General features: G+C 59.3%; 24 protein-coding genes. 15 read left to right on the top strand and 9 right to left on the bottom strand.

Translation table 11 applies throughout. The features are described 5' to 3' along the window. From AB5405_RS02370 to folB, 3 genes are all read left to right on the top strand, one after another. A partial coding sequence (locus AB5405_RS02370) for a GTP cyclohydrolase I (RefSeq protein ID WP_368137476.1) occupies positions 1 to 240 on the top strand: 240 nt, incomplete at its 5' end. Position 241: 1 nt separating this feature from the next. Beyond that, positions 242 to 823, top strand: coding sequence for an HD domain-containing protein (locus AB5405_RS02365; protein WP_368137475.1), 582 nt, complete (start codon positions 242 to 244; stop codon positions 821 to 823). Between the two features lie 43 nt (positions 824 to 866). After that, positions 867 to 1352: a dihydroneopterin aldolase gene (gene folB / locus AB5405_RS02360; protein WP_368137473.1), complete on the top strand. Its 486-nt coding sequence runs from the start codon at positions 867 to 869 to the stop codon at positions 1350 to 1352. A gap of 6 nt (positions 1353 to 1358) precedes the next feature. Here the strand turns inward: folB and AB5405_RS02355 are convergent, their stop codons facing one another. Both AB5405_RS02355 and AB5405_RS02350 read right to left on the bottom strand, forming a co-directional pair. Then, entirely contained in the window at positions 1359 to 2135 is a 777-nt protein-coding gene (locus AB5405_RS02355) for a M48 family metallopeptidase (RefSeq protein ID WP_368137472.1), read from the bottom strand. A gap of 74 nt (positions 2136 to 2209) precedes the next feature. Then, a complete protein-coding gene (locus AB5405_RS02350) occupies positions 2210 to 3223 on the bottom strand; it encodes a dipeptidase (protein ID WP_089572972.1) in 1014 nt (337 codons plus the stop codon). A 120-nt stretch (positions 3224 to 3343) separates the two neighbouring features. Here AB5405_RS02350 and AB5405_RS02345 point away from each other — a divergent pair, with 120 nt between their 5' ends. From AB5405_RS02345 to AB5405_RS02335, 3 genes are all read left to right on the top strand, one after another. After that, a complete protein-coding gene (locus AB5405_RS02345) occupies positions 3344 to 3772 on the top strand; it encodes an FKBP-type peptidyl-prolyl cis-trans isomerase (protein ID WP_055286916.1) in 429 nt (142 codons plus the stop codon). 3 nt (positions 3773 to 3775) lie between these two features. Further along, positions 3776 to 4354, top strand: coding sequence for an urease accessory protein UreE (locus AB5405_RS02340; RefSeq protein WP_117770167.1), 579 nt, complete (start codon positions 3776 to 3778; stop codon positions 4352 to 4354). Positions 4355 to 4436: 82 nt separating this feature from the next. After that, positions 4437 to 5234, top strand: a complete 798-nt coding sequence (locus AB5405_RS02335) for an HAD-IIB family hydrolase (protein WP_368137470.1) — start codon at positions 4437 to 4439, stop codon at positions 5232 to 5234. Between the two features lie 76 nt (positions 5235 to 5310). On the opposite strand, the gene AB5405_RS02330 is transcribed toward AB5405_RS02335, so the two are convergent. The 5 genes from AB5405_RS02330 to AB5405_RS02310 all read right to left on the bottom strand — a co-directional run bounded on the left by AB5405_RS02330 (position 5311) and on the right by AB5405_RS02310 (position 8835). Next, positions 5311 to 5691, bottom strand: a complete 381-nt coding sequence (locus tag AB5405_RS02330) for a Fur family transcriptional regulator (protein ID WP_172677978.1) — start codon at positions 5689 to 5691, stop codon at positions 5311 to 5313. Between the two features lie 61 nt (positions 5692 to 5752). Continuing rightward, positions 5753 to 6163 carry an acylphosphatase gene (locus AB5405_RS02325; protein WP_117583885.1) on the bottom strand — a complete coding sequence of 137 codons (411 nt, stop codon included), beginning with the start codon at positions 6161 to 6163 and terminating at the stop codon, positions 5753 to 5755. Positions 6164 to 6165: 2 nt separating this feature from the next. After that, entirely contained in the window at positions 6166 to 7272 is a 1107-nt protein-coding gene (locus tag AB5405_RS02320; protein ID WP_368137468.1) for a Gfo/Idh/MocA family protein, read from the bottom strand. 75 nt (positions 7273 to 7347) lie between these two features. After that, on the bottom strand, positions 7348 to 7884 hold the full coding sequence (rnhA, locus tag AB5405_RS02315) for a ribonuclease HI (protein ID WP_117637459.1): 537 nt from the start codon (positions 7882 to 7884) through the stop codon (positions 7348 to 7350). 48 nt (positions 7885 to 7932) lie between these two features. Next, positions 7933 to 8835, bottom strand: a complete 903-nt coding sequence (locus AB5405_RS02310; protein WP_117770163.1) for a LysR family transcriptional regulator — start codon at positions 8833 to 8835, stop codon at positions 7933 to 7935. Positions 8836 to 9108: 273 nt separating this feature from the next. On the opposite strand from AB5405_RS02310, the gene AB5405_RS02305 reads away from it, so the two are divergent. The 3 genes from AB5405_RS02305 to AB5405_RS02295 all read left to right on the top strand — a co-directional run bounded on the left by AB5405_RS02305 (position 9109) and on the right by AB5405_RS02295 (position 11898). Next, positions 9109 to 10419: an O-acetylhomoserine aminocarboxypropyltransferase/cysteine synthase family protein gene (locus AB5405_RS02305; protein WP_346979405.1), complete on the top strand. Its 1311-nt coding sequence runs from the start codon at positions 9109 to 9111 to the stop codon at positions 10417 to 10419. 312 nt (positions 10420 to 10731) lie between these two features. After that, positions 10732 to 11505 (top strand): hypothetical protein, encoded by a 774-nt coding sequence (locus AB5405_RS02300; protein WP_368137466.1) that lies wholly within the window; start codon positions 10732 to 10734, stop codon positions 11503 to 11505. Between the two features lie 186 nt (positions 11506 to 11691). Continuing rightward, complete coding sequence (locus AB5405_RS02295; RefSeq protein ID WP_346979403.1) at positions 11692 to 11898, top strand: hypothetical protein; 207 nt, start codon at positions 11692 to 11694, stop codon at positions 11896 to 11898. A gap of 109 nt (positions 11899 to 12007) precedes the next feature. Here the strand turns inward: AB5405_RS02295 and AB5405_RS02290 are convergent, their stop codons facing one another. After that, complete coding sequence (locus AB5405_RS02290; RefSeq protein ID WP_055251420.1) at positions 12008 to 12922, bottom strand: ketopantoate reductase family protein; 915 nt, start codon at positions 12920 to 12922, stop codon at positions 12008 to 12010. A 123-nt stretch (positions 12923 to 13045) separates the two neighbouring features. Further along, positions 13046 to 13240 (bottom strand): cyclase family protein, encoded by a 195-nt coding sequence (locus AB5405_RS02285; protein ID WP_138374657.1) that lies wholly within the window; start codon positions 13238 to 13240, stop codon positions 13046 to 13048. A 162-nt stretch (positions 13241 to 13402) separates the two neighbouring features. Here AB5405_RS02285 and AB5405_RS02280 point away from each other — a divergent pair, with 162 nt between their 5' ends. The 6 genes from AB5405_RS02280 (at position 13403) to AB5405_RS02255 (ending at position 19953) form a co-directional block, all read left to right on the top strand. Next, positions 13403 to 14593 carry an aldo/keto reductase gene (locus tag AB5405_RS02280; protein ID WP_346979401.1) on the top strand — a complete coding sequence of 397 codons (1191 nt, stop codon included), beginning with the start codon at positions 13403 to 13405 and terminating at the stop codon, positions 14591 to 14593. A gap of 90 nt (positions 14594 to 14683) precedes the next feature. Continuing rightward, entirely contained in the window at positions 14684 to 15703 is a 1020-nt protein-coding gene (locus AB5405_RS02275) for a Gfo/Idh/MocA family protein (protein WP_368137463.1), read from the top strand. A gap of 130 nt (positions 15704 to 15833) precedes the next feature. Further along, positions 15834 to 16700, top strand: a complete 867-nt coding sequence (locus AB5405_RS02270; RefSeq protein WP_368137461.1) for a deoxyribonuclease IV — start codon at positions 15834 to 15836, stop codon at positions 16698 to 16700. A gap of 147 nt (positions 16701 to 16847) precedes the next feature. After that, positions 16848 to 17708 carry an ABC transporter substrate-binding protein gene (locus AB5405_RS02265; RefSeq protein WP_099431468.1) on the top strand — a complete coding sequence of 287 codons (861 nt, stop codon included), beginning with the start codon at positions 16848 to 16850 and terminating at the stop codon, positions 17706 to 17708. Between the two features lie 118 nt (positions 17709 to 17826). Further along, positions 17827 to 19188: an ABC transporter permease subunit gene (locus AB5405_RS02260; protein ID WP_229058824.1), complete on the top strand. Its 1362-nt coding sequence runs from the start codon at positions 17827 to 17829 to the stop codon at positions 19186 to 19188. Positions 19189 to 19200: 12 nt separating this feature from the next. Further along, complete coding sequence (locus AB5405_RS02255; protein ID WP_055251428.1) at positions 19201 to 19953, top strand: amino acid ABC transporter ATP-binding protein; 753 nt, start codon at positions 19201 to 19203, stop codon at positions 19951 to 19953. Positions 19954 to 19983 lie beyond the last annotated feature (30 nt).

Raw genomic sequence — 19983 nt, 5'->3', positions numbered from 1 at the left:
GTTGAGGTTTATGCCCGCCGTCTGCAGCTGCAGGAGCAGCTGTGTGCGCAGGTTGCCGACGCTCTCATGGATTATCTCGCTCCCCAGGGAGCGATTGTGCTCATGGAAGCCGAGCATATGTGCATGACCATGCGCGGCGTGCAAAAGCCCGGCACCAAGACCGTGACGCTCGCTCGCCGCGGCGTCTTTGAGACTGATCCCGCGCTCGAGGAGCGGTTCTTTAGGATGCTGGGCCGTTAGCATGAGGGTCGTCAACGACTTTACATCGAAGACCGATGAGGGGACGTCGCGTCGCGGCTTTATGGCTACGGGCTTGGCTCCCTTTGGTGCCATGCCTCGCATTGATTACATTTGCGCCAACGGGCTGTTCCGGCGGCACCTGGGTAACATTGCACAGTTGGAATCGGGGCGCATCTTCTGCCGCCACGGTATTGACCATCTTCTCGATGTCGCTCGCATTATGTGGATCAAGAATCTCGAGGAACAGCTCGAATTTGACCGTGAGGTCATCTACGCCACGGCACTTCTTCACGATATCGGCAAAGATGAACAGTATGAATCGGGTATATCCCATGATGTTGCAAGCGAACGCGTCGCTGATGCGATTCTCGGCGGCATGCCCGATGACGTGGCGTTTGAGCCGGCCGATGCCGCAGCCATTAAGACGGCCATTCTGGGCCATCGAAAGCTGCGCGTGAACAGCCAACCGCTTGAGCGTCTGCTCTATGCGGCCGACAAGGCCTCGCGCGCCTGCTTCGCATGCCCCGCGCGCAATGCTTGCAACTGGAGCGATGATAAAAAGAACCTGTCGATTCGCGTGTAGTTAGTTTGCGCGGTCGGGGTTCTAAACGAAGGAGACGATCGCGATGAGTAACAAAAAGCTGCCCGAGAATGCAACCAAGACTGAAGGCGCCGAGCTCGCCCGCCGTGGAAGGGGCGAAATATCCACCGCAACGGCGGTGCCCCACGTGAGCTATGACGATCTGCGCCATGCCGACCGTATTGTCATTGACGGGCTTGAGGTTTTTGCCAACCATGGTGTGTATCCCGAGGAGAACGCGCTGGGCCAGAAGTTCATCGTGTCCTTGGTGCTCTATGCCGACCTGCGCGCTGCGGGGGAGCACGATAACCTGGACGCCTCGATTGACTACGGCTCGGTGTGCCACGATGTCGATGGCTATCTGCGCGAGCATACGTTTAGGCTCATCGAGGCGGCAGCTGAGGGTACGGCCCAGATGCTGCTGCGCCGTTATCCCTCGCTGCTTGGTGTGCGCATCAAGCTCGATAAGCCTTGGGCGCCCGTCGGTCTTCCCCTGGCAAGCTGCGGTGTCGAGATCGAGCGCGTGCGCTAACCGGTACTAATATGTCTCTATGGGTGGCTGCTTGAGCCGCTGGGACAGTGCTCTATTGTTGGGGCAGTATGTGTCGAGCAGGACGTGGAACCGCTGGTTGTGGCTTGGCTCGAGCAAGTGGACGAGCTCGTGGGCGACAACCATGTCGAGGCATTCGATGGGATAGGCGGCAAGTTCGCGTGCGATGCGAATGGCGCCGGATTTGGGAGTGCATGAGCCCCAACGCGTTTTCATGCTGCGTACGGAAACGCGAGAAACGGCGACACCCATTGCGATTTCGTATGCGTGCACCATATCGCGCAGCGCCGATGTGACTTCGGACGTATAGAGCTGGTCGATGTGGGCTTGGAGCTCATCGGACGTTAGGCCGTCGAGGATTGCGTGCCGCTTGGTCTGTGGGCTTTCATCCGATTTATCGGTACCCATAAAACTTGCGAAGGTGGCCTGTTTGGGTCGCGGTGCGGGTGATGCAAAGTTGTGATCGAGCGCATCCTGTACCGTGATGGGCTTGCCCCAAAGTGCAATGATGGACGAGGGACTGAGCGGCTCTCGCGCCGTCGCCTGACGTCGCTCACGCTGGGCAAGTCGGTTGACAATCCAGGCACTGTTGCGCTTTACAAACGCTTCGATGCGCTCGCGGCTGGCGCCGAGCGGTGCACTGGCGTGGACCTCACCACTCGATGTGACGCGTAGGTTGAAGTTCTTGACGCGCTTTTTGGTAACTACGACGGGGATGGGCGTCCCATCCGGTCGGGATACGGAAATCGTAAACTGCTGCGTCAAAAGCGGTCCTTCAGATTGGGGACGGGCCGGCATGTCGACCGTTCGGCATGCCGGCCCGCTCAAGGGATGTGAAATTAATAACGCTCGAAGAAGGCAAGCGCGTTGTCGCTGCAGAGCTTTTGCATCACGGTCTTGCCAAAATGCTTGGAAAGCATGTTCTGGAACTCGGGCATCTTGCTGGCATCGGAGAGGAAAGCGGGCACAGTGGCGCCGTCCCAGTCGCCGCCGAGCGCGATGACGTCCTCGCCGCCCAGGTCGAGCCAGTGCTCGATATGTGCCGCCAGCTGGTCGAAGGTGACGTCTGCGGCGGTCTTGTCGGTTGCGTCGTTGGAAAGGAACTCGCTGCAGTAGTTGAGGCCGACGATGCCACCCATGTCGCGAATGGTGCGGAACTGGTCGTCGGTAAGGTTGCGTTTGGCGCCGCAAACCGCACGGGAGTTGGAGTGGCTGGCGACGAAGGGACGCGTGGCGCGGGCGGCGACCTCGTCAAAGCACTCATCGTTGAGGTGGGAGACGTCAAGTACCATGCCGGCGTGCTCCATCTGCGTAAGCGCCTCGATGCCGGCGGCGGTGAGGCCGGCGTGGGTGTCGTGGCCGCTCGCGAGCGGTCCCTGCGCGTTCCAGCTGAGTGATGACATGAGTACGCCCAGGCTCTTGAGCACCTCGATCAGCGCGGGGTCTTCGGCAAAGAACGTCGCGTTTTCGATGGTGTGGATGCAAGCGACCTTGCCGTCCTTGAGCGCAGGGCGAATGTCTGCCGCGCTGCGTACGTTGACCATGCGGTCGTGGTTGAGCATTGCCTGGCCGCTCATGTGCGCCATGATCTGCGCCTGGAAGCGCGCAGCGTGGGCGGTGGGAATCTCATCGGGGACAAACGTGGCGAAGCACTGTGCCCACGGCGTGTTGCCGATCTTTGCGAGCGAGATGGCGCAGGCGTTGCCCTCGATGAGGTCGAAATCTTGCGGATGCGTTTCGTCGCCGGGGAAATAACCGTCGGTGCCGGCGGTAAAGCGCAGGTCGAGATCGAGCGTGGCCCAGCCGATGCGGTCGGCGGTGTCGCAGTGTAGGTCAAATACGGGATATGCCATGGTTCCTCCGGTTGCAGCGTTTCTTTGCAAACTGTCTTTGAATTGTATGACTAGGGTATAGTTAGCGCCATATGTTCACGGCGGCCCGCGTTGTGCGCCGCCCTTATCACGGAGGTTACCATGTCCAACCAGGGCAAGAAGGTCAAGACTCATTATCGCGGCACGCTCGACGACGGCACGCAGTTCGATAGCTCCTACGATCGCGGCGAGCCGCTGGAGTTCACCTGCGGCGCCGGTCAGATGATCAAGGGCTTCGACGCCGCTGTTGTCGACATGCAGGTGGGCGAGAAGAAGACCGTGCACATTCCTGCTGCCGATGCCTACGGCGAGCACAACCCCGAGATGGTTATTACCTTCCCGGCCGAACAGGTTCCCAACATCGAGCAGATCGAGAAGGGCATGAAGCTTTTCCTGTCCACGCCGAGCGGCATGCCCGTCCCCGCCGTGGTCATAGACGTAACGCCCGAGGCCGTGACGCTCGACGCCAACCACGAGCTGGCCGGCAAGGACCTCAACTTTGATATCGAGCTCGTTGAGGTCGAGGGTTAGAGTATGCCTGAACGCTTGGTTTCGACGACATGCTTGGGAAATCTCAACGATCCGTCCTATGAACTCCTGCTTCGCCGGAAGTTGGGCGGCGTCTTTGAAGTTGACGAGCTGCTGCTCGATTGGGACCAGGCTGATGTATGCGCGCTTGTGGGCGTGACGGAGCTGGGGCGCACGGTCGATGTTCGGCTGGATGCTGCCGACGGCGGTCGTTTTACCGACGGCGACGTGCTCGCCATCGACCGTTCGGGCATGGTGCCCGTGGCGGTTGTCGTGCGCCTGCGCAGTGCCGAGGTTTATTTGGTCGAAGTTGACCGCATGGACCCGATTGCGCTCGCGCATGCGTGCTGGGAGATCGGCAATATGCACGCGCCGCTTTTCCGAGGCGATTCGGACGAGTATACCGTGCGCATGTATACGCCGGTGCAGCCTGTTTTGGGCCGCATGCTCCGGGGCGTCGAGGGCGTTCGGCTCTCGGTGGTTACCCGTGAACTCGATGCGGACCGGCGCTTTGCGTCGAGTGCGGCGGATGCCGTCGTGAGCATGGCTCCCGACTTTACCATCGTAAAAAAGACGCGCGGCTAAGCGCGTGTATACGCAAGGCGGGCTTTGAGGGGCGACCAATCAAGGTCCGTCTTGCTGTTGATAGGAGGCTTTGGGGAAGCATATGGGTCTTGAGGGAATCAAGCTGATTGCATGCGATTTGGACGGCACGTTGCTGCATCCGGGGGAGCACGAGCCGCGTTCCGAGGCCTTTGAGCTCATCGATGAACTGCATCGTCGCGGCATCGTGTTTATGCCGGCGAGCGGTCGTCAATATGCGAGCTTGCGCTACCTGTTTGCCCCGGTGGCCGATGAGCTCGCCTATGTATGCGAAAACGGAGCCCTAGTGATGAACGAGGGGCGTGCCGTTGTCAAGCGTTCCATGGAGCGTAGCCTTGCTATGGATATCGCGAATGCCGTGGTTGCGTATCCCCATGCCGACGTGACCCTTTCGTGTGAGGGACACCTCTACACCATGAGCGGCAACGATGCGTTCGTCGACCATTTGCGCTATGAGGTCCACTGCGATGTGGCGGTGGTCGACCGTCCTGAGGACATCGACGAGGACGTCATTAAGATTGCCTTCCAGACGCCCGAGGTGGATCAGCCGGCGGCCCTGGAGTATTTTGAGCGCCTCTTTAGCGACCGTGTCGACGTGATGACGTCGGGAACCGAGTGGACGGACTTTATCGGCTTTGGTTCGGGCAAGGGTTCCGCGCTTGCCGATTACGGTCGTGCCCTGGGAATTTCGCCCGACGAGATGATGGCGTTTGGCGATAACGAAAACGACCGCGACATGCTCAACGTCGTGGGCCATCCTTATCTAATGGAGAGCTGCAATCCCTCTATGCGTGGCATCAACGACCGCGTCTGCTACGTGCGCACGGTCGAAGAAGAACTGCGCCGCCTGCTCGCCGAGTAGATATATGTGGCATGCCTAGGAATCTCTTTTTGCTGCAGAGTGCAGAAAGGTGGATTTTAAGGCATGTCCCGAACATCTACCGGCAGTCGGGGCAGAGACCCTCGAAGATGGTGTAGTGCGACGTGACGTGCCAGCCGATTTGCTCGGATGCCTTGGCGTCGAGTTGGGCATCGAAGGGGAGCGGTACGTCGATGACGCGGCTGCACGAGGTGCAGATGATATGCGCATGCGGCTCGATCGTGCGATCGAAGCGGCTGCCGCCCGGCGTCTTGATGGAGAGAATCTCGCCGGCGTCGGCCAAGAGATTGAGGTTGCGGTAGACCGTGCCGCGGCTGATTTTGTCATCCTGCGCGCGCACGACGTTGTAGATTTCGTCGGCGGTGGGATGGTTATAGCTTTGGCGCACGGCGTCAAGAACCAGCTTTCGCTGCCTGGTATTCCTTCTTTGCACCGCCATGCGCCTCGCCTCTTTTCTATCAACGGTCGTAGGTAAATGATACCGTATTTAGCACACAATACTAATAACGAGGCGTGAAACCGTCTTCATTGGCAAGTGGGGCTCGGGCCTGGGCGTCTACGAGGCGAAAACGCGTTCCCATACGCTCGTAGGAGGCATGAAGCGCCTCGAGATGAGATAGGATATTTGCCGGAGCCCCCTGTATCTCCATCTCGACTGAGCCGTCTTCCATGTTACGCACCCAGCCGGTGAGCGCGCGTGCCTGCGCGAGGTTGGTGTTGGTAAAGCGAAAGCCAACGCCCTGGACTTGCCCCGCCCAGCGCAGGAAATAGCGCAGGGGAGTGTCTTGAGTGGCCTCGTCGCTTGCGAGCACAGTAAGCCTGCGGCGCAGCTCGAGCTCGACGTTTGATGGTTTTTGAGGCTCTCGACTGCCGCCGGTGACGCTGGAGAAGAACGTATCGAAGAGACCCATAGCTATGCCTGCTTGCCTGCGTCGGCTGGGAAGGTTATGCCGGCCTGCTGGCGCACGGCATCCATGATGCGCAGTGAGACGAGTGTGACATCGCGGTAGTGGCCAAGCTCGTGGCGTCCCGCCGGGGTCTCCCAAATCTCTTCCTTACCGTTATCGATGCCGCCGATGGCGGTGATAAAGTCTGTGAGTTCGTATTCCATAGTGTTGCTCGATTTGGGCAGGTCGAGCACGCGGCCGTTGTCTCCCTGTTCGCGCGGTGCCTCGGTCGCCGAGCCGCGTACGACGTCGCCGCGATAGTCGATGCGGACGTTGCGGGGCGTGGACAGATGGTCGATCTGGATAGTGCCACGCTCGCCTTCGATCTGCGAGGGCAACAGGTCGTTCGTAATTTTGGAGTGCGCGAGCTCGACGGAGATACGGCCACCGCCGTAGCTGGCGAGGATGGAACCGCAGCCATCGATGGGGCCGTGCGTGAGCTGTCGCGTGGTGGGATCGAGCAGAGTGGTCATGCTCGTAAGGCCGGAGGGCATGCCAAAGATCTCGACCATGGGCTCGACGGTATAGACGCCAATGTCCATGAGGGAACCCGATGCCATATTGCAGTCGAAGATATTGGTGGCGCGTCCCGCGAGAATCTCGTTGTAGCGCGAGGAATACTTGCCAAAGCGCAATGAGGCGCGGCGGATGGGGGCGATCTCGCCCAGGGCGTCCTCGATGGCGTGGAAGGCGGGATCGTGGAGGGGACGCATGGCCTCGAGGGCCACGACACCTGCTGCCTCGGCAGCGCGGAAGACTTCCAGCGCCTGCGCTTCGGTGGCGCAGAAGGGTTTCTCGACGATGACGTGCTTGCCACCGGCGATGCAGGCAAGGGCCTGCTCGTAGTGGAGCGCATTGGGGCTGCCGATGTAGACGGCGTCGACGTCGTCGGCGGACGCAAGCTCGTCAAGTGCGGTGAAGTTACGCTCGCCGCCGTGTTCGGCGGTAAAGGCGGCGCCGCGCTCGGCATCGCGCGAGAGCGTGCCCACAAACGCGGCTTGGTCGTTGGCGTTGACGACCTGGATAAAGTCGTCGGTAATCATGGATGTGCCGATGGTCGCTATACGCAGCATGTATCCCCCTCGTGCCGTTCGGTTTACAGGATGAGTGTAGCGCGAGGGGGCAGGAAATAGCGTGCGAAAACGCCGTTACAGGTCGCTCTCGTTAAAGCCGGTATCGATATCGAGGTTGCTGCCGTCGGCCGCCGTGGTGGCGAGCTCATCGCAGCGCTCGTTGAGCTCGTGGCCGGCGTGACCCTTAACCCAGATGAACTCAACCTTGTGCTTGCTTTTGGCGGTGAGTAGGCGCTCCCACAGGTCGCGGTTCTTGACGGGCTGCTTGTTGGCGGTTTTCCATCCGCGCTTTTTCCAGCCGTCGATCCAGTGCTTGTTAAAGGCGTTGACGACGTACTGCGAATCGGAATGGACCTCGACCTCGCAGGGGCGGTTAAGTGCCTCGAGCGCCACGATGACCGCCATGAGCTCCATGCGGTTGTTGGTGGTCTTGGCGTAGCCGCGCGAAAGCTCGGAGGTGAAGGTCTTGCCGGCGGGGTTGGTGTATTTGAGCACGGCGCCGTAGCCGCCGCGTCCCGGATTTGATCGGGCCGAGCCGTCGGTATAGATGATGACCTTCACGGGCTTCCTTTCGTTGGGTACGTTTCGTGTGAGTGACCATTGTAGCGCCATGCCCGCCGGGGGCTAGCAATCTACGATTTCTACCCCGTCTTCCGACAGTTAGTTGGCATGGATGATGCGGTTGAGCTCGTCGAGGTATTGCTGCAAGAGGGGAGAGGGCTTGCGCTCGTCGTGCATGATATAGCCTACGTGCATCGTTGGGGCGTCTGCTAACGGGATCGATGCCATACCCCATTGCATTTCATTGGAGAGGACACCGGTCGACAGGGTGTAGCCGTTCGACGTGATAAGTAAGTTAGTAAGTGTTCCGCGGTCCGAGATTCGTATGTTGCGGTCGCAAGGGATATAGCTAAAAGGTTCCTCGGCGTAATAGAAGGAGTTTGAGGTTCCCTGCTCAAAGCTGTAGCGCGTATATGGTGTGAGGTCGGCAAGGGACAGCTGCGGGCGGCGGGCAAGCGGGTGGCGCTCGCTAACGAAGACGTGGACCGTCGCGTTGAATAGGGGATGGAAGCTCGCGCGCGCATCGGCAAAAGCCTTCTGCAGAACGCGGGCGTTAAAGTCGTCCAGATAGAGGATGCCGATGTCGCTGCGAAATGCGCGGACGTCATCGATGATCTGCGATGTGGTGGTCTCGCGCATGATGAACTCGAACTTGCTGTCGCGGCAGCGCTCGACTACGTTGACAAAGGCCTCGACCGAAAAGGCGTAGTGCTGGGCGGAAATGGCGAGGCGGGCTTGCGGGGTACCGCCGTCCTCGTAGCGGGCCTCGAGCATGTCGGCCTGCTCTACGACCTGGCGTGCATAACCCAAAAGCTCGGTGCCGTCGTTGGTGAGCGTGACGCCGCGGCTGGAGCGCGTAAAGATCTCCAGATTGAGTTCCTGTTCCAGGCTTTTGACGGCGTTTGAGATGTTGGACTGAGCGGTATAGAGGCGCTGAGCTGCGGCGTTAATTGAGCCGGATTCTGCCACGGCGATAAGAAAGCGAAGCTGCTGGAGGGTCATCGGCGCCCGTCCTTTCGATAGCTATCTAAAAAACCGATAACAGGTTAGCGCTTTTAAGTGATTGACCGAGGGAAACAATGCTCGTACTATTCAAAACACACAAAGGCGGTAGGTAATTAAGCCAACCACGGAACCGGGATGCGAAAGGAGGCCCGCATATGAATTGCTTACCAAGACGAATGCCGGGCTCCTGTTTGCGCCCGTCGGCGTGATCAGGAGACAGCGACTTACTTCTCTCTTTTTATTTACTTTTGTTCGATCAAGGAGATCATCATGAGCCTGTTCATCAACAACCCCGAGCACACCTTTGGTTTCGATACCCTGCAGCTTCACGTTGGCCAGGAGAGCGCCGATCCCGCATCCGACTCCCGCGCCGTGCCTATCTACCAGACCACGAGCTATGTGTTCCGCAATTCCCAGCACGCCGCCGACCGCTTTGGTCTTGCCGACGCCGGCAACATCTACGGCCGTCTGACCAACTCCACCCAGGGCGTCTTCGAGGACCGTATCGCCGCACTCGAGGGTGGCGTGGCAGGTCTTGCCGTCGCCTCCGGTGCCGCTGCCATCACCTATACCCTGCAGGCTCTCGCCCAGGCCGGTGACCACGTGGTCGCCCAGAAGACCATCTACGGCGGTTCCTACAACCTGCTGGAGCATACGCTCTCCCAGTTTGGCGTCGAGACCACGTTTGTCGATGCCCATAACCTGGAAGAGGTTGAGGGTGCCATCAGGGACAACACCACGGTCATCTATCTCGAGACGCTCGGCAACCCCAACTCCGACATCCCCAACATCGACGCCATCTCCGAGATCGCCAAGAAGCACGGTCTGCCGGTTGTCGTCGACAACACCTTCGGCACCCCGTATCTGTTCCGTCCGCTGGAGCATGGTGCCAACATCGTCGTTCACTCCGCAACCAAGTTCATCGGCGGCCACGGCACCTCGCTGGGCGGTGTGATCGTCGACGGCGGTAACTTCGATTGGAAGGCGAGCGGCAAGTATGCGCAGATCGCCGAGCCCAACCCCTCCTACCATGGCGTCTCGTTTGCCGAGGCTGCCGGTCCCGCCGCCTTCGCAACCTATGTCCGCGCTATCTTGCTGCGTGACGAGGGCGCCTGCATCAGCCCGTTCAACGCCTGGATCCTGCTCCAGGGCACCGAGACTCTGTCGCTGCGCGTTGACCGTCATGTCGAGAACACCAAGAAGGTCGTTGAGTTCCTGGCTGGTGACAGCCATGTCGCCAAGGTGAACCACCCGAGCCTGTCTGAGCACCCCGATCACGAGCTCTATCAGAAGTACTTCCCCAACGGCGGTGCCTCGATCTTTACCTTTGAGATTAAGGGTGGCCAGGAGGCCGCCTGGAAGTTCATCGATCATCTGCAGGTGTTCTCGCTGCTCGCCAACGTGGCCGACGTCAAGTCGCTCGTCGTGCACCCGGCTACCACCACGCACTCCCAGCTCTCTGCCGAGGAGCTCGCCGAGCAGAACATCACGCCCTCCACGATCCGTCTTTCCATCGGTACCGAGAACGCCGAGGATATCATTTGGGATCTGAAGCAGGCCTTCGCCGCGCTGGACGAGTAAGGCGACTTGTGCAAGGACCCCTTGCGACTCGATAGGTATAACTGCATAAAATGCCTGCTCAAGGCGCCTGTGCGAACAATGGTTGCACAGGCGCCTTTTTTGCATAGAGCGGGTGCAAAAACAGGGTTTTTGACACGCTTTATGCATTTGAGTTGTGGAAAACTCCTGTTGAGAGGATGTGAGTTTTACGCAATTGACGTGCGCCTTTTGAGTAAAACCGCAGGTCGCGATTTGCTCGGGGTACTATGCAGCGCGATCGAATCACACGCAGCTCAAACGCAGCAAAAACGCACTACGGAGGTTTCCAGCTACATGAGGATCGATTCACGAAAACCGAAAGCCGCCGCCCTTTCCGCCGCTCTGACCGTGGCACTTTTGGCGGGCGCCGGTGCAACTGATGCCCACGCCGCAACACTGTCCGATACGGTTGGATCTACTCCGTCCGAGACGACGCTGGTACAGCCCGTTGACTATCGCGGCGATGGTTATGGTTCCATGCAGGAGTGGAACGCCTCGATGGAGGCCAAGCGCGATTCCCTGGAGATGCGCGCTCAGATCATCATGAACATGTACGGTGACTATGCCACCGATGACGAGCGCGCTGTGCTGCAGGGTTGCATCGACGGCGCGGGTAGCCTGTTGACGATGGGGGAGGTTGACGCCAGGTCGACCGAGCTCGATGAGCTGCGCATTGCGCTTGAGGATGCCAAGCGCAATGCGCTCGAGGCTGCCGCCGAGGCGGAGGCTGCCGAGGTCGCCCAGGCTTCGTACTACAACGCCGGTTACACTCCGTCCTACGCGTCTGCCGCGTCCTACGCGAACGGATCGGGCCTGACGCGCTCTGCGGGTGTCAATAACTACAACGGGCGCCGCGAGACCTATTACAGCAGCAATGTGCTTTATCACTATCGCACGGGCGAATGGACTCAGGATTCTGAGGGCTTCTGGCGCGATTCCGACGGCTATTACGTTGTTGCCGCGGGCGATATGGCCCAGGGCTCGACCTTTACGGGCTCCAAGGGTGATTGCAAGGTCTATGACTCCGGTTGCGCTGCCGGAACCACCGACTACTACACCGGTTGGTAATTTTTCTGCATCACGGATATTTGGCGGACGGGCGTCTTTACCGAGCTTTAGGGCAACGTAAGGACGTCCGTTCTATGTATGCGTTTGAGTTAACAGAGCCCTTACCGTGGCGGTACGCTGGGCGTATGGATGCGGGGCACACTGGTTCTTGAGAAATAAGGTCTTTCTCTTGGAGGAAGTGGTCTTGTGAATGCTCGAGATATTGCCGTTGCCGCCGTCGCGTTGATGCTTGGTTGCCTTGGTCCTACGGCCGCGCTCGTCGCGGGTATGCAGGGGTCTTGTGGGGCTGCCTCTATCGTGGTTGGCGTGTTGATCGCGGCCGCGCTGCTGGGAAGTGCGGGTGTAGCCCTTTGTCGCGACGATGAGGGCCAGGCGTCGGAGTCGCAGCTCTAACCGTTGTGAAGCTGATTTTTGGTCAAAGATGAAAAAGGAAGCCGCCGCGAGGGGAGTGCCCCTTGCGGCGGCTTTACCATTGGATCTGTTGGCTGCAGTATGCCGAGCACTACCAGCTGCCTTCTATTTCGCGAATCCTCTGGTAGAGCCAATCGTTTTGCGGCACTTGGATATCGTGTTTGGCGGCCAGGCGGCAAATGGTGCCCGCGAACTCCTCGACTTCGGTTTTTCGTTGTGCGATGCGGTCCTGCGCCATCGAGGGCATACCGGTGGGGTCGATTCCCTCGATGAGGTGCACCATTTGCGTCAGGTCTGCCTCGGTCAGCTCAACGCCCTCGGCGTTGGCAACCGCAAGCGCCTCGCGCATGGCGGAGACAAAACAGCGGCGCTGCTCGGAGCCCGGCTCCGTGGCGCTTCCGTAGGTCCCGCCGTAGGCCATGCAGGTCTGGTTGATGCCGTCGTTGAGCATGAGTTTGGCCCACATGCGGTGGGCGATGTCGTCCTCGACGGTATGGGCGATGCCGCAGCGCGTATAGAGCTCGTCGATAGCGGCGACAGTCGCGGGGTCGGTGCCCGCTGCCGCGCCAAAGCGAATCTCGCCCGCATTGGTAAAGGTGAGCGCGCCGTTGAGGAACACGGCGTCCATGCCCTGGCAGATACCAAGAACGGTATGCTCCCAGCCAAAGCGTTCGGCAATCTTTTGCTCGCTCGTAATGCCGTTGCACAGCGAGGCGATGAGCGTGTTGGGTCCCACGACACGCTCCATAGTCTTGAGTGCTTGGTCGAGACCGGTGGTCTTGACCGTCAGGATGACCAGATCGGCGGGTGTCGCCTCGCTGGCGCGGACGGACGTGAGATCGCAGGGCTTGCCGTTGACGGTGAGCGCGTCGTTCGCATGGCGCTCAAAGCGAGCGTCGTCCATGACGTATTCGACGGCGTCGTTGCCGAGGGCCTTGGCAATCATGCTGCCGTAGAGCAGGCCGACGCCGCCCTTGCCGATAAAGGCGACCTTGTTGATCTGCATATGAATCATCTCCCCATATAAAAGGCGCCCGCATATGGGGCGCCTGATGGATTGTATGTCGTCGGGGCGTTTGGTGGGCGCGCGGGGCTGCTGTTGTGAAAAAGAAACTATTGCGCAGTGCGCTTATGCCGCGGGGCAGACCGCAAAAACGCGCGCGGGGTATCCGACACCATCACGGACCTTAGGGAAGGTGCAGAAGATGACGGCGCCCGTGGCGGGAAGCTCGTCTAGATGGTCCATGACCTCGATCTGATAGCGGTCGACCGAGAGGATGTATTGTTCGCCGGGGTAGGGGTAGGCGTCCTCGCGTGTGGTCACGCTCGTCTCCTTTCATCGGGCTTTTTGCTGATGTTAAAGCGGTGCCGTGACGGCCTGATTTCTGCTGCGTTACGATACGTTCTCAATTGCGATTCCGATGTGTTTCGATGACGTGACGGGTTTGTTTCGCCTTGTCAGGGCTTCGATGGGAGGGGAGGGGCCGTGCAATATCGCGTTGACCCCAAAAGCGGCAACCGTATCTCGGCGTTGGGGCTGGGCTGCATGAGGTTTCCCGGTGCGCCGGGACGCCCGGATGCGAAGACTGCCGACGCCATCATCTCCCGTGCGGTGGAGCAGGGGATTAACTACCTGGACACGGCCTATCTCTATCCCGGCAACGAGGCTTGTGTGGGTGCGTCGCTTGAGCGCCTGGGCTTGCGCGACCAGGTTTTGCTCGCAACCAAGCTGCCGCATGCTTCGTGCAAATGCGCGGAGGATTTCGACCGGTTCTTCGACGAGCAACTGCGCCGCCTGCGGACCGACCATATCGACTATTACCTCATGCACAACATTACCTCGCCCGCCCAGTGGGAACGTGTGGTGGCGTTGGGCATCGAGGACTGGATCGCGCGTCAAAAGGCGGCGGGGCGCATTCGCCAGATTGGTTTTTCGTACCACGGCAGCGCGGCGGATTTCCTGACGATGCTCGATGCATATGAGTGGGACTTTTGCCAGATCCAGTACAATTACGCTGGAGAGCGATATCAGGCGGGAACAGCGGGGCTCATGGCCGCCGCCGAGCGAGGCCTCGCGGTGTTTGTGATGGAGCCACTGCTGGGCGGGCGTTTAGCGGGCAAGCTGCCGCCACGGGCCCGCGCTGTGCTCGATAGTGCCCGTGACCCGCATTTGCGCACTCCTGCCGCCTGGGGTCTTTCGTGGGTCTGGAATCATCCTCAGGTGACGATGCTGCTTTCGGGTATGACCGATATCGCGCAGGTGGATGAGAACGCGGTGTTGGCCGATCGGGCCCTGCCGGATTCGATGACTGCCAACCAGCTCGACACGATCGCGCACGTGCTGGATGAGTTTGAAAAATCGAATCGCGTGCCCTGCACGGGATGCGGCTATTGCATGCCGTGCCCTAAAGGCATCAATATCCCTGGATGTTTTGCCGCCTACAACGCAAGCTATGCGCACAGCTGGTTTACGGGTCTATCGCAGTACTTTACGGCGAGCGCGGTGCGCACAAGCGAGGCCAAGCTGGTGAGCAATTGCGTCAAGTGCGGCAAATGCGCGCGCCACTGCCCACAGCATATCGATATCCCCGAGCGTCTCGATGACGTGCGCCGACGTTTCCAGCCTGGCCCCGTGACGGCAGTGCTTAAGGCCTTCGGCAAAACGCGCTCCTCGTGACCCTTTTATAACTTGCGCTGGAATAGTTCCTGCTTGCGGCAGAATAGGGCTTAAACAGGGACTATTCCACCGCAACTGAAGGGGGCTGTCGTGGGCCATCGGGATTCATGGGATGATTCGCGTGAGGTTCGTTGGGGCATTTTGGGCGCTGGGCACATTTCTCATCGATTTGCATCGTCGCTCAAGAAGGTCGACGGGGCACGGCTGGTGGCTGCGGCCGGCCGCACTCCTGCACATGTCGAGGAATTTTGCCGAGCGTTTTCGATTGATGCTGCGCATGGCCATGCCTCGGTCGACGATAACGGCGATGCGGCTTATGACGCGCTGATTGCCGACCCCGATGTCGACGCAATTTACTTGGCTCTTCCGCATGGCATGCATACGCGTTGGGCCTGTCGCGCGCTGTGCGCCGGAAAGGCCGTGCTGTGCGAAAAGCCGGCCGTTTTGAGTGAGGAAGAGGCTCTCTCGATTGCCTCCACCTCTCGCGAGCGCGGCGTGCTGTTTATGGAGGCGATGAAGAATCGGTTTTGCCCGATGCGCACTCGCGTGAAGGACTTGCTTGCGTCGGGTGAGCTTGGCCGTATTGTCTCGATTGAAAGCGTGCAAAAGCTCGATTACGGCGAGTCTCCTTCGGGCTATCTGCTTGATTCATTGCAGGGCGGCTGTCTATATGACATGGGCTGCTATGCAGTCGGTTGGTTTGAGGATTTGCTCGCGGGCGCTTGCGAGGTTTCGTCTCGTGAAGTTCGCTGGCGTGACGTATCGGGCGGCCGCGTCGATTGGGCCGACGAGATCCATATGAGCGTCGGCGGTATACCCATTCATATGGTGTGCGACGGCAAAGCAACATATGAAAGCCGCTTAACGATTGCCTGTGAGCGGGGCTCGTTGGAAATCGAGCGTCTCCATCGCCCCGAGCTCGCTCATGTGAAGTATTCCGACGGTCGGATACTCGAAATCGATGCACCATTTGAGGTCGATGATTTTTACGGTGAGGTGTCGCATGCGGCGCGGCTCATTCAGGCGGGGAAACTCGAAAGCCCCATCATGTCCCTAGCCGCCACACAGCGCTGTGCGCACATCATCGATGCGATTCGCTTGAAACTTTAGGGCGTGGGGGCTCGGCGGACCGTGCCCCTGATGCCCCTTTTATAACTTGCGGTGGAATACGGTCTGTTTGCGCCAAAATAAGGCACCAATAGACCGTATTTCACCGCAACTGATGAGGAGGGAGCTGGAGATGCTGACGATCGGGTGTCATCTTTCGACGACGAAGGGCTATCGGGCAATGGGGGAGACAGCGTTGTCCATTGGCGCCAATACCTTTGCATTCTTTACGCGCAACCCGCGCGGCGGCAAGGCGAAAGACCTTGACATGGATGACGTGGCGGCCCTGCGCGAGCTTATGGAGCAAAACGACTTTGGCCCGCTCGTGGCTCATGCCCCGTATACCTATAACCCCTGCTCAGCCAAAGAGCGGGCGCGCGAGTTTGCCCTGGAGGCCATGGCAGAGGACCTGCGGCGCATGGAGGCGCTGCCCGGCAACTACTACAACTTCCATCCCGGTGCGCATGTGGGGCAGGGCTCCGACGCCGGCATTCAGATGATTGTCGACACCCTGTGCCAGGTGATGTTTGAGGGCCAGCAGACGACGGTGCTGCTCGAGACCATGGCCGGCAAGGGTACCGAGGTGGGCCGCAGCTTTGAGGAGCTGGCGTGCATTATCGAGGGCGTTGCCGCCAAGTGCCCAGAGCTGTCCGATAAGCTGGGCGTTTGTTTGGACACCTGCCATGTGAGCGATGCCGGCTACGACATCATCCATGATCTGGACGGCGTACTCGACGAGTTCGACCGCGTGGTGGGTATCGATCGCTTGCATGCCGTACACATCAACGATTCGAAGAACCCTTGTGGCGCCCATAAAGATCGTCACGAGTGCATCGGCAAGGGATACCTTGGCAGCGAGGAATTTGGTGGCGGTATGCAGGCTATGCAGAATATTGTATCGAATGGCCACTTGCGTTCGCTGCCGTTTATTTTGGAGACTCCGAACGAACTTGCAGGTTATGCAGCTGAAATTAGACTATTAAGGTCATTGCAGCAGTAATGACTGTCACAAAGTAGAGTATTCCATTCACGTTATGGGTTTGTTTCAATCAGTTTTCTCATTGCAGATTCGTAATTCCGGGTGCATAATAGCCAACAGTTTTTGCAGACCTCTGAATCAAACGAGGTCACCGGAAGGAGACTGATTATGAAGCTGAAGAAGCTTGGCGCATTTGCCGCCACGGGTGCTATGGCACTCGCCCTTGCTCTGACGGGCTGCGGTTCGTCCAACGCCACCTCTGGTTCTGATGCCGGTTCCAGCAGCTCTGACGACGCTAAGGTCGAGAAGGTCGACGGCTCCAAGGAGTACGCGCTCGTCAAGGACGGCACGCTGACCGTCGGCACCTCTGCCGAGTACGCGCCGTTTGAGTACAAGGATGACAACGGCGACTACCAGGGCTTTGACCTTGAGCTCATCAAGGCTATCGGTGACAAGCTGGGTCTGGATGTCGAGTACGTCAACAATGACTTTGACACGCTGGTTCCGGGCGTCGCTTCGGGCGCCAAGTATGACGTTTCCATCGCGGCTATCACCGACACGCCCGAGCGTGAGAAGGAAGTCACTTTCTCTGATTCCTACTACATGGACGATCAGGCTATCGTGACCAAGGTCGATAACACCGACATCACGGCCGACAACTACAGCGAGAAGCTCAACAACGCCGACGCTACCATCATCGTCCAGTCTGGCTCGACCGCCGAGGCCTTTGCCCAGGAGAACTTCCCCAAGGCCAAGATCGTCCCCTACAAGGACGCCACCGAGTGCTTCAGCGCCCTGCAGTCCGATAAGGGCGACGCCGTAGTCACCAACCGCTCCGTTGCGAGCCAGCTGACCGCCGAGCAGTTCAACACCTGCCAGACCATCAAGCAGATCAGCACCGGCGAGGAGTACGCCATCGCCATCAACCAGGGCAACACCAAGCTCAAGGACGACATCAACCAGGCTATCAAGGACCTGACCGACGACGGTACCGTCGACGCCCTCATGGCTAAGTACAATATCAAGTAAAATAACTACTTGATTGCGCGCGGGCCCTTTCCGTTTTGGCGGAAAGGGCCTTTGCGCTTCTCTTGACGGAGAGCGTTTCCGTCTCGTTTTGCCGGCAACTTCTACGATAGGAGCCACCTTGTCTCGACTGAACAAAGGGGCCGCGGAGCAGCGTTTTCCACTGCCCTCGATGCTCCAAAAGCTGGCCTGTGCCCTGGCTGTGGCGCTCGCCCTGGTATGCGCGGGGGCCTGCGTGCCCACGACCGCCCAGGCGCTTGAGACCGCAAAGATTACCGCCCGACCCAATACCGGTTCGGGTAGCGATGTGGTCGGCGGCACCGAGACGCGCATCACTTGGGAAGTTCAGGCCGATGCCGACGAGGAGCTGAGCGGTCTTTCGCTGACGTTTGTCGACGGCACGACGTTTGGTACCGATGACACGCGATTGACGATGCTCTCGGGCGAGGACCTCATGGATCGTACGCCCATGAAGCCCACGTGCAAGGCTGACGGCCAGACGCTCAAGATTGACTTTGGCGAGACGGCGCCTGCCGGCGGCTATTTCCGCGTCGAGGTTTACGGCGTGACCTTCCCCGTCGAGGGCGGCGATGAGGCCTTTAGCGGCACCTATACGCTCGCCGACGGTTCGACCAAGAAGATCTCCAAGATTCCGTCGGTGGAGATCAAGGGCGTGACGGCCTTCGATAACTTCCTGGCCGACCTTAAGGAGCAGCCGTGGGTCGAGGCGTGGAACTCCAATATGTTCCTGCGCCTGTTCCTGAACCCGGTCATTTTGGTCCAGAGCCTGCCGATCGTCTTCAAGGGCTTCCTTATGTCGCTTTCGATCGTGCTCGTGGCGTTTCCGCTGGCAATTCCCTTTGGCTTTGCCCTGTCGCTTATGCGCATCTCCAAGTCGCGCATCCTGCGCTGCCTCGCCGGCATCTACGTGAATATCATTCGCGGTACGCCGGCGTTCCTGCAGATCTATATCGCGTTCTTCGGTCTGCCGTTGGCCGGCGTCAAGGTGGACGACTATGTTTTGGGCGTTATCGTCATGGCCATGAACTCGTCTGCGTACCTGTGCGAGATCTTCCGTGCCGGTATTCAATCGATCCCCAAGGGCCAAAACGAGGCTGCTCGCTCTCTGGGCATGAATGCCTTCCAGACGCTGCTCTACGTTATGATTCCGCAGACGTTCCGCAATGTTTTGCCTACGCTGACCAGCGAGTTTATCTTGCTTTACAAGGATACGTCGCTGCTTGCCGCCGTGGGTGTGGTCGAAATCGTCATGAACGCCCGTACCATCGTGGCCACGACGGGCTCCATCACGCCGTATGTGGTTGCCGCCCTGTTCTATCTGGTCATCACCCTGCCGCTCGCTCGCTTGGTGAGCGGTCTTGAGGCGAGGCTTTTGGGTACGACCGAGACCAAGAAGAAGCGTCCCGCCAAGAGCGCCGGACAGGTTGTCGCGACGCCTGCCGATCACATCGCCGGTCTGTAAGGAGGTCCTATCATGAGCGAAACCAATAACTCGAACGAGGTCGTCGTCAGCATTAAGAACCTCCAGAAGGCCTTTGGCGATAACGTGGTCCTGCGCGATATCGATCTGGATGTGCATAAGGGCGAGGTCGTCGTAGTTCTGGGTCCTTCGGGCTCGGGCAAGTCGACGATGCTTCGCTGCATCAATCGTCTGGAGCATCCTACGAGTGGTTCGATTGTCGTCGAGGGCGTGGATGTGTGCGCCAAGGGCGTTGACCTCAATAAGGTGCGTACGCACTTGGGCATGGTGTTTCAGCAGTTCAACCTGTTCCCGCACCTGTCGGTCAAAAAGAACGTCATGCTTGCGCAGCAAAAGGTGCTCAAGCGCAGCAAGGAAGAGGCCGAGAAGATCGCCGTCGAGGAGCTGACCAAGGTCGGTCTTGCCGAGCGTATCGACTTTATGCCGAGCCAGCTCTCGGGCGGCCAGCAGCAGCGCGTTGCCATCGCCCGCGCCCTGTCGATGAACCCTCACGTTATGCTCTTTGACGAGGCCACGTCGGCGCTCGATCCCGAGCTGGTTCGCGACGTTCTGGGTGTCATGCGCGACCTGGCACGCGATGGCATGACCATGATCGTCGTGACGCACGAGATGGGCTTTGCCCGCGACGTCGCCGACCGCGTCGTCTTTATGGACGGCGGCGTCATTGTGGAAGAGGGTACGCCGAGCGAGGTCTTCGACCACCCCAAGAGCGAGCGCACCAAGGCGTTCTTGGGCAATATCTCGTAGCCGGTTGATGTAACTGCCGTTATAAAAGAG

The sequence above is a fragment of the Collinsella aerofaciens genome, assembly GCF_040920445.1.
Taxonomy (GTDB): domain Bacteria; phylum Actinomycetota; class Coriobacteriia; order Coriobacteriales; family Coriobacteriaceae; genus Collinsella; species Collinsella aerofaciens_BH.
The sequence above is the reverse complement of the archived record's forward strand: the minus strand, read 5'-3'. Positions and strand labels throughout refer to the sequence as shown.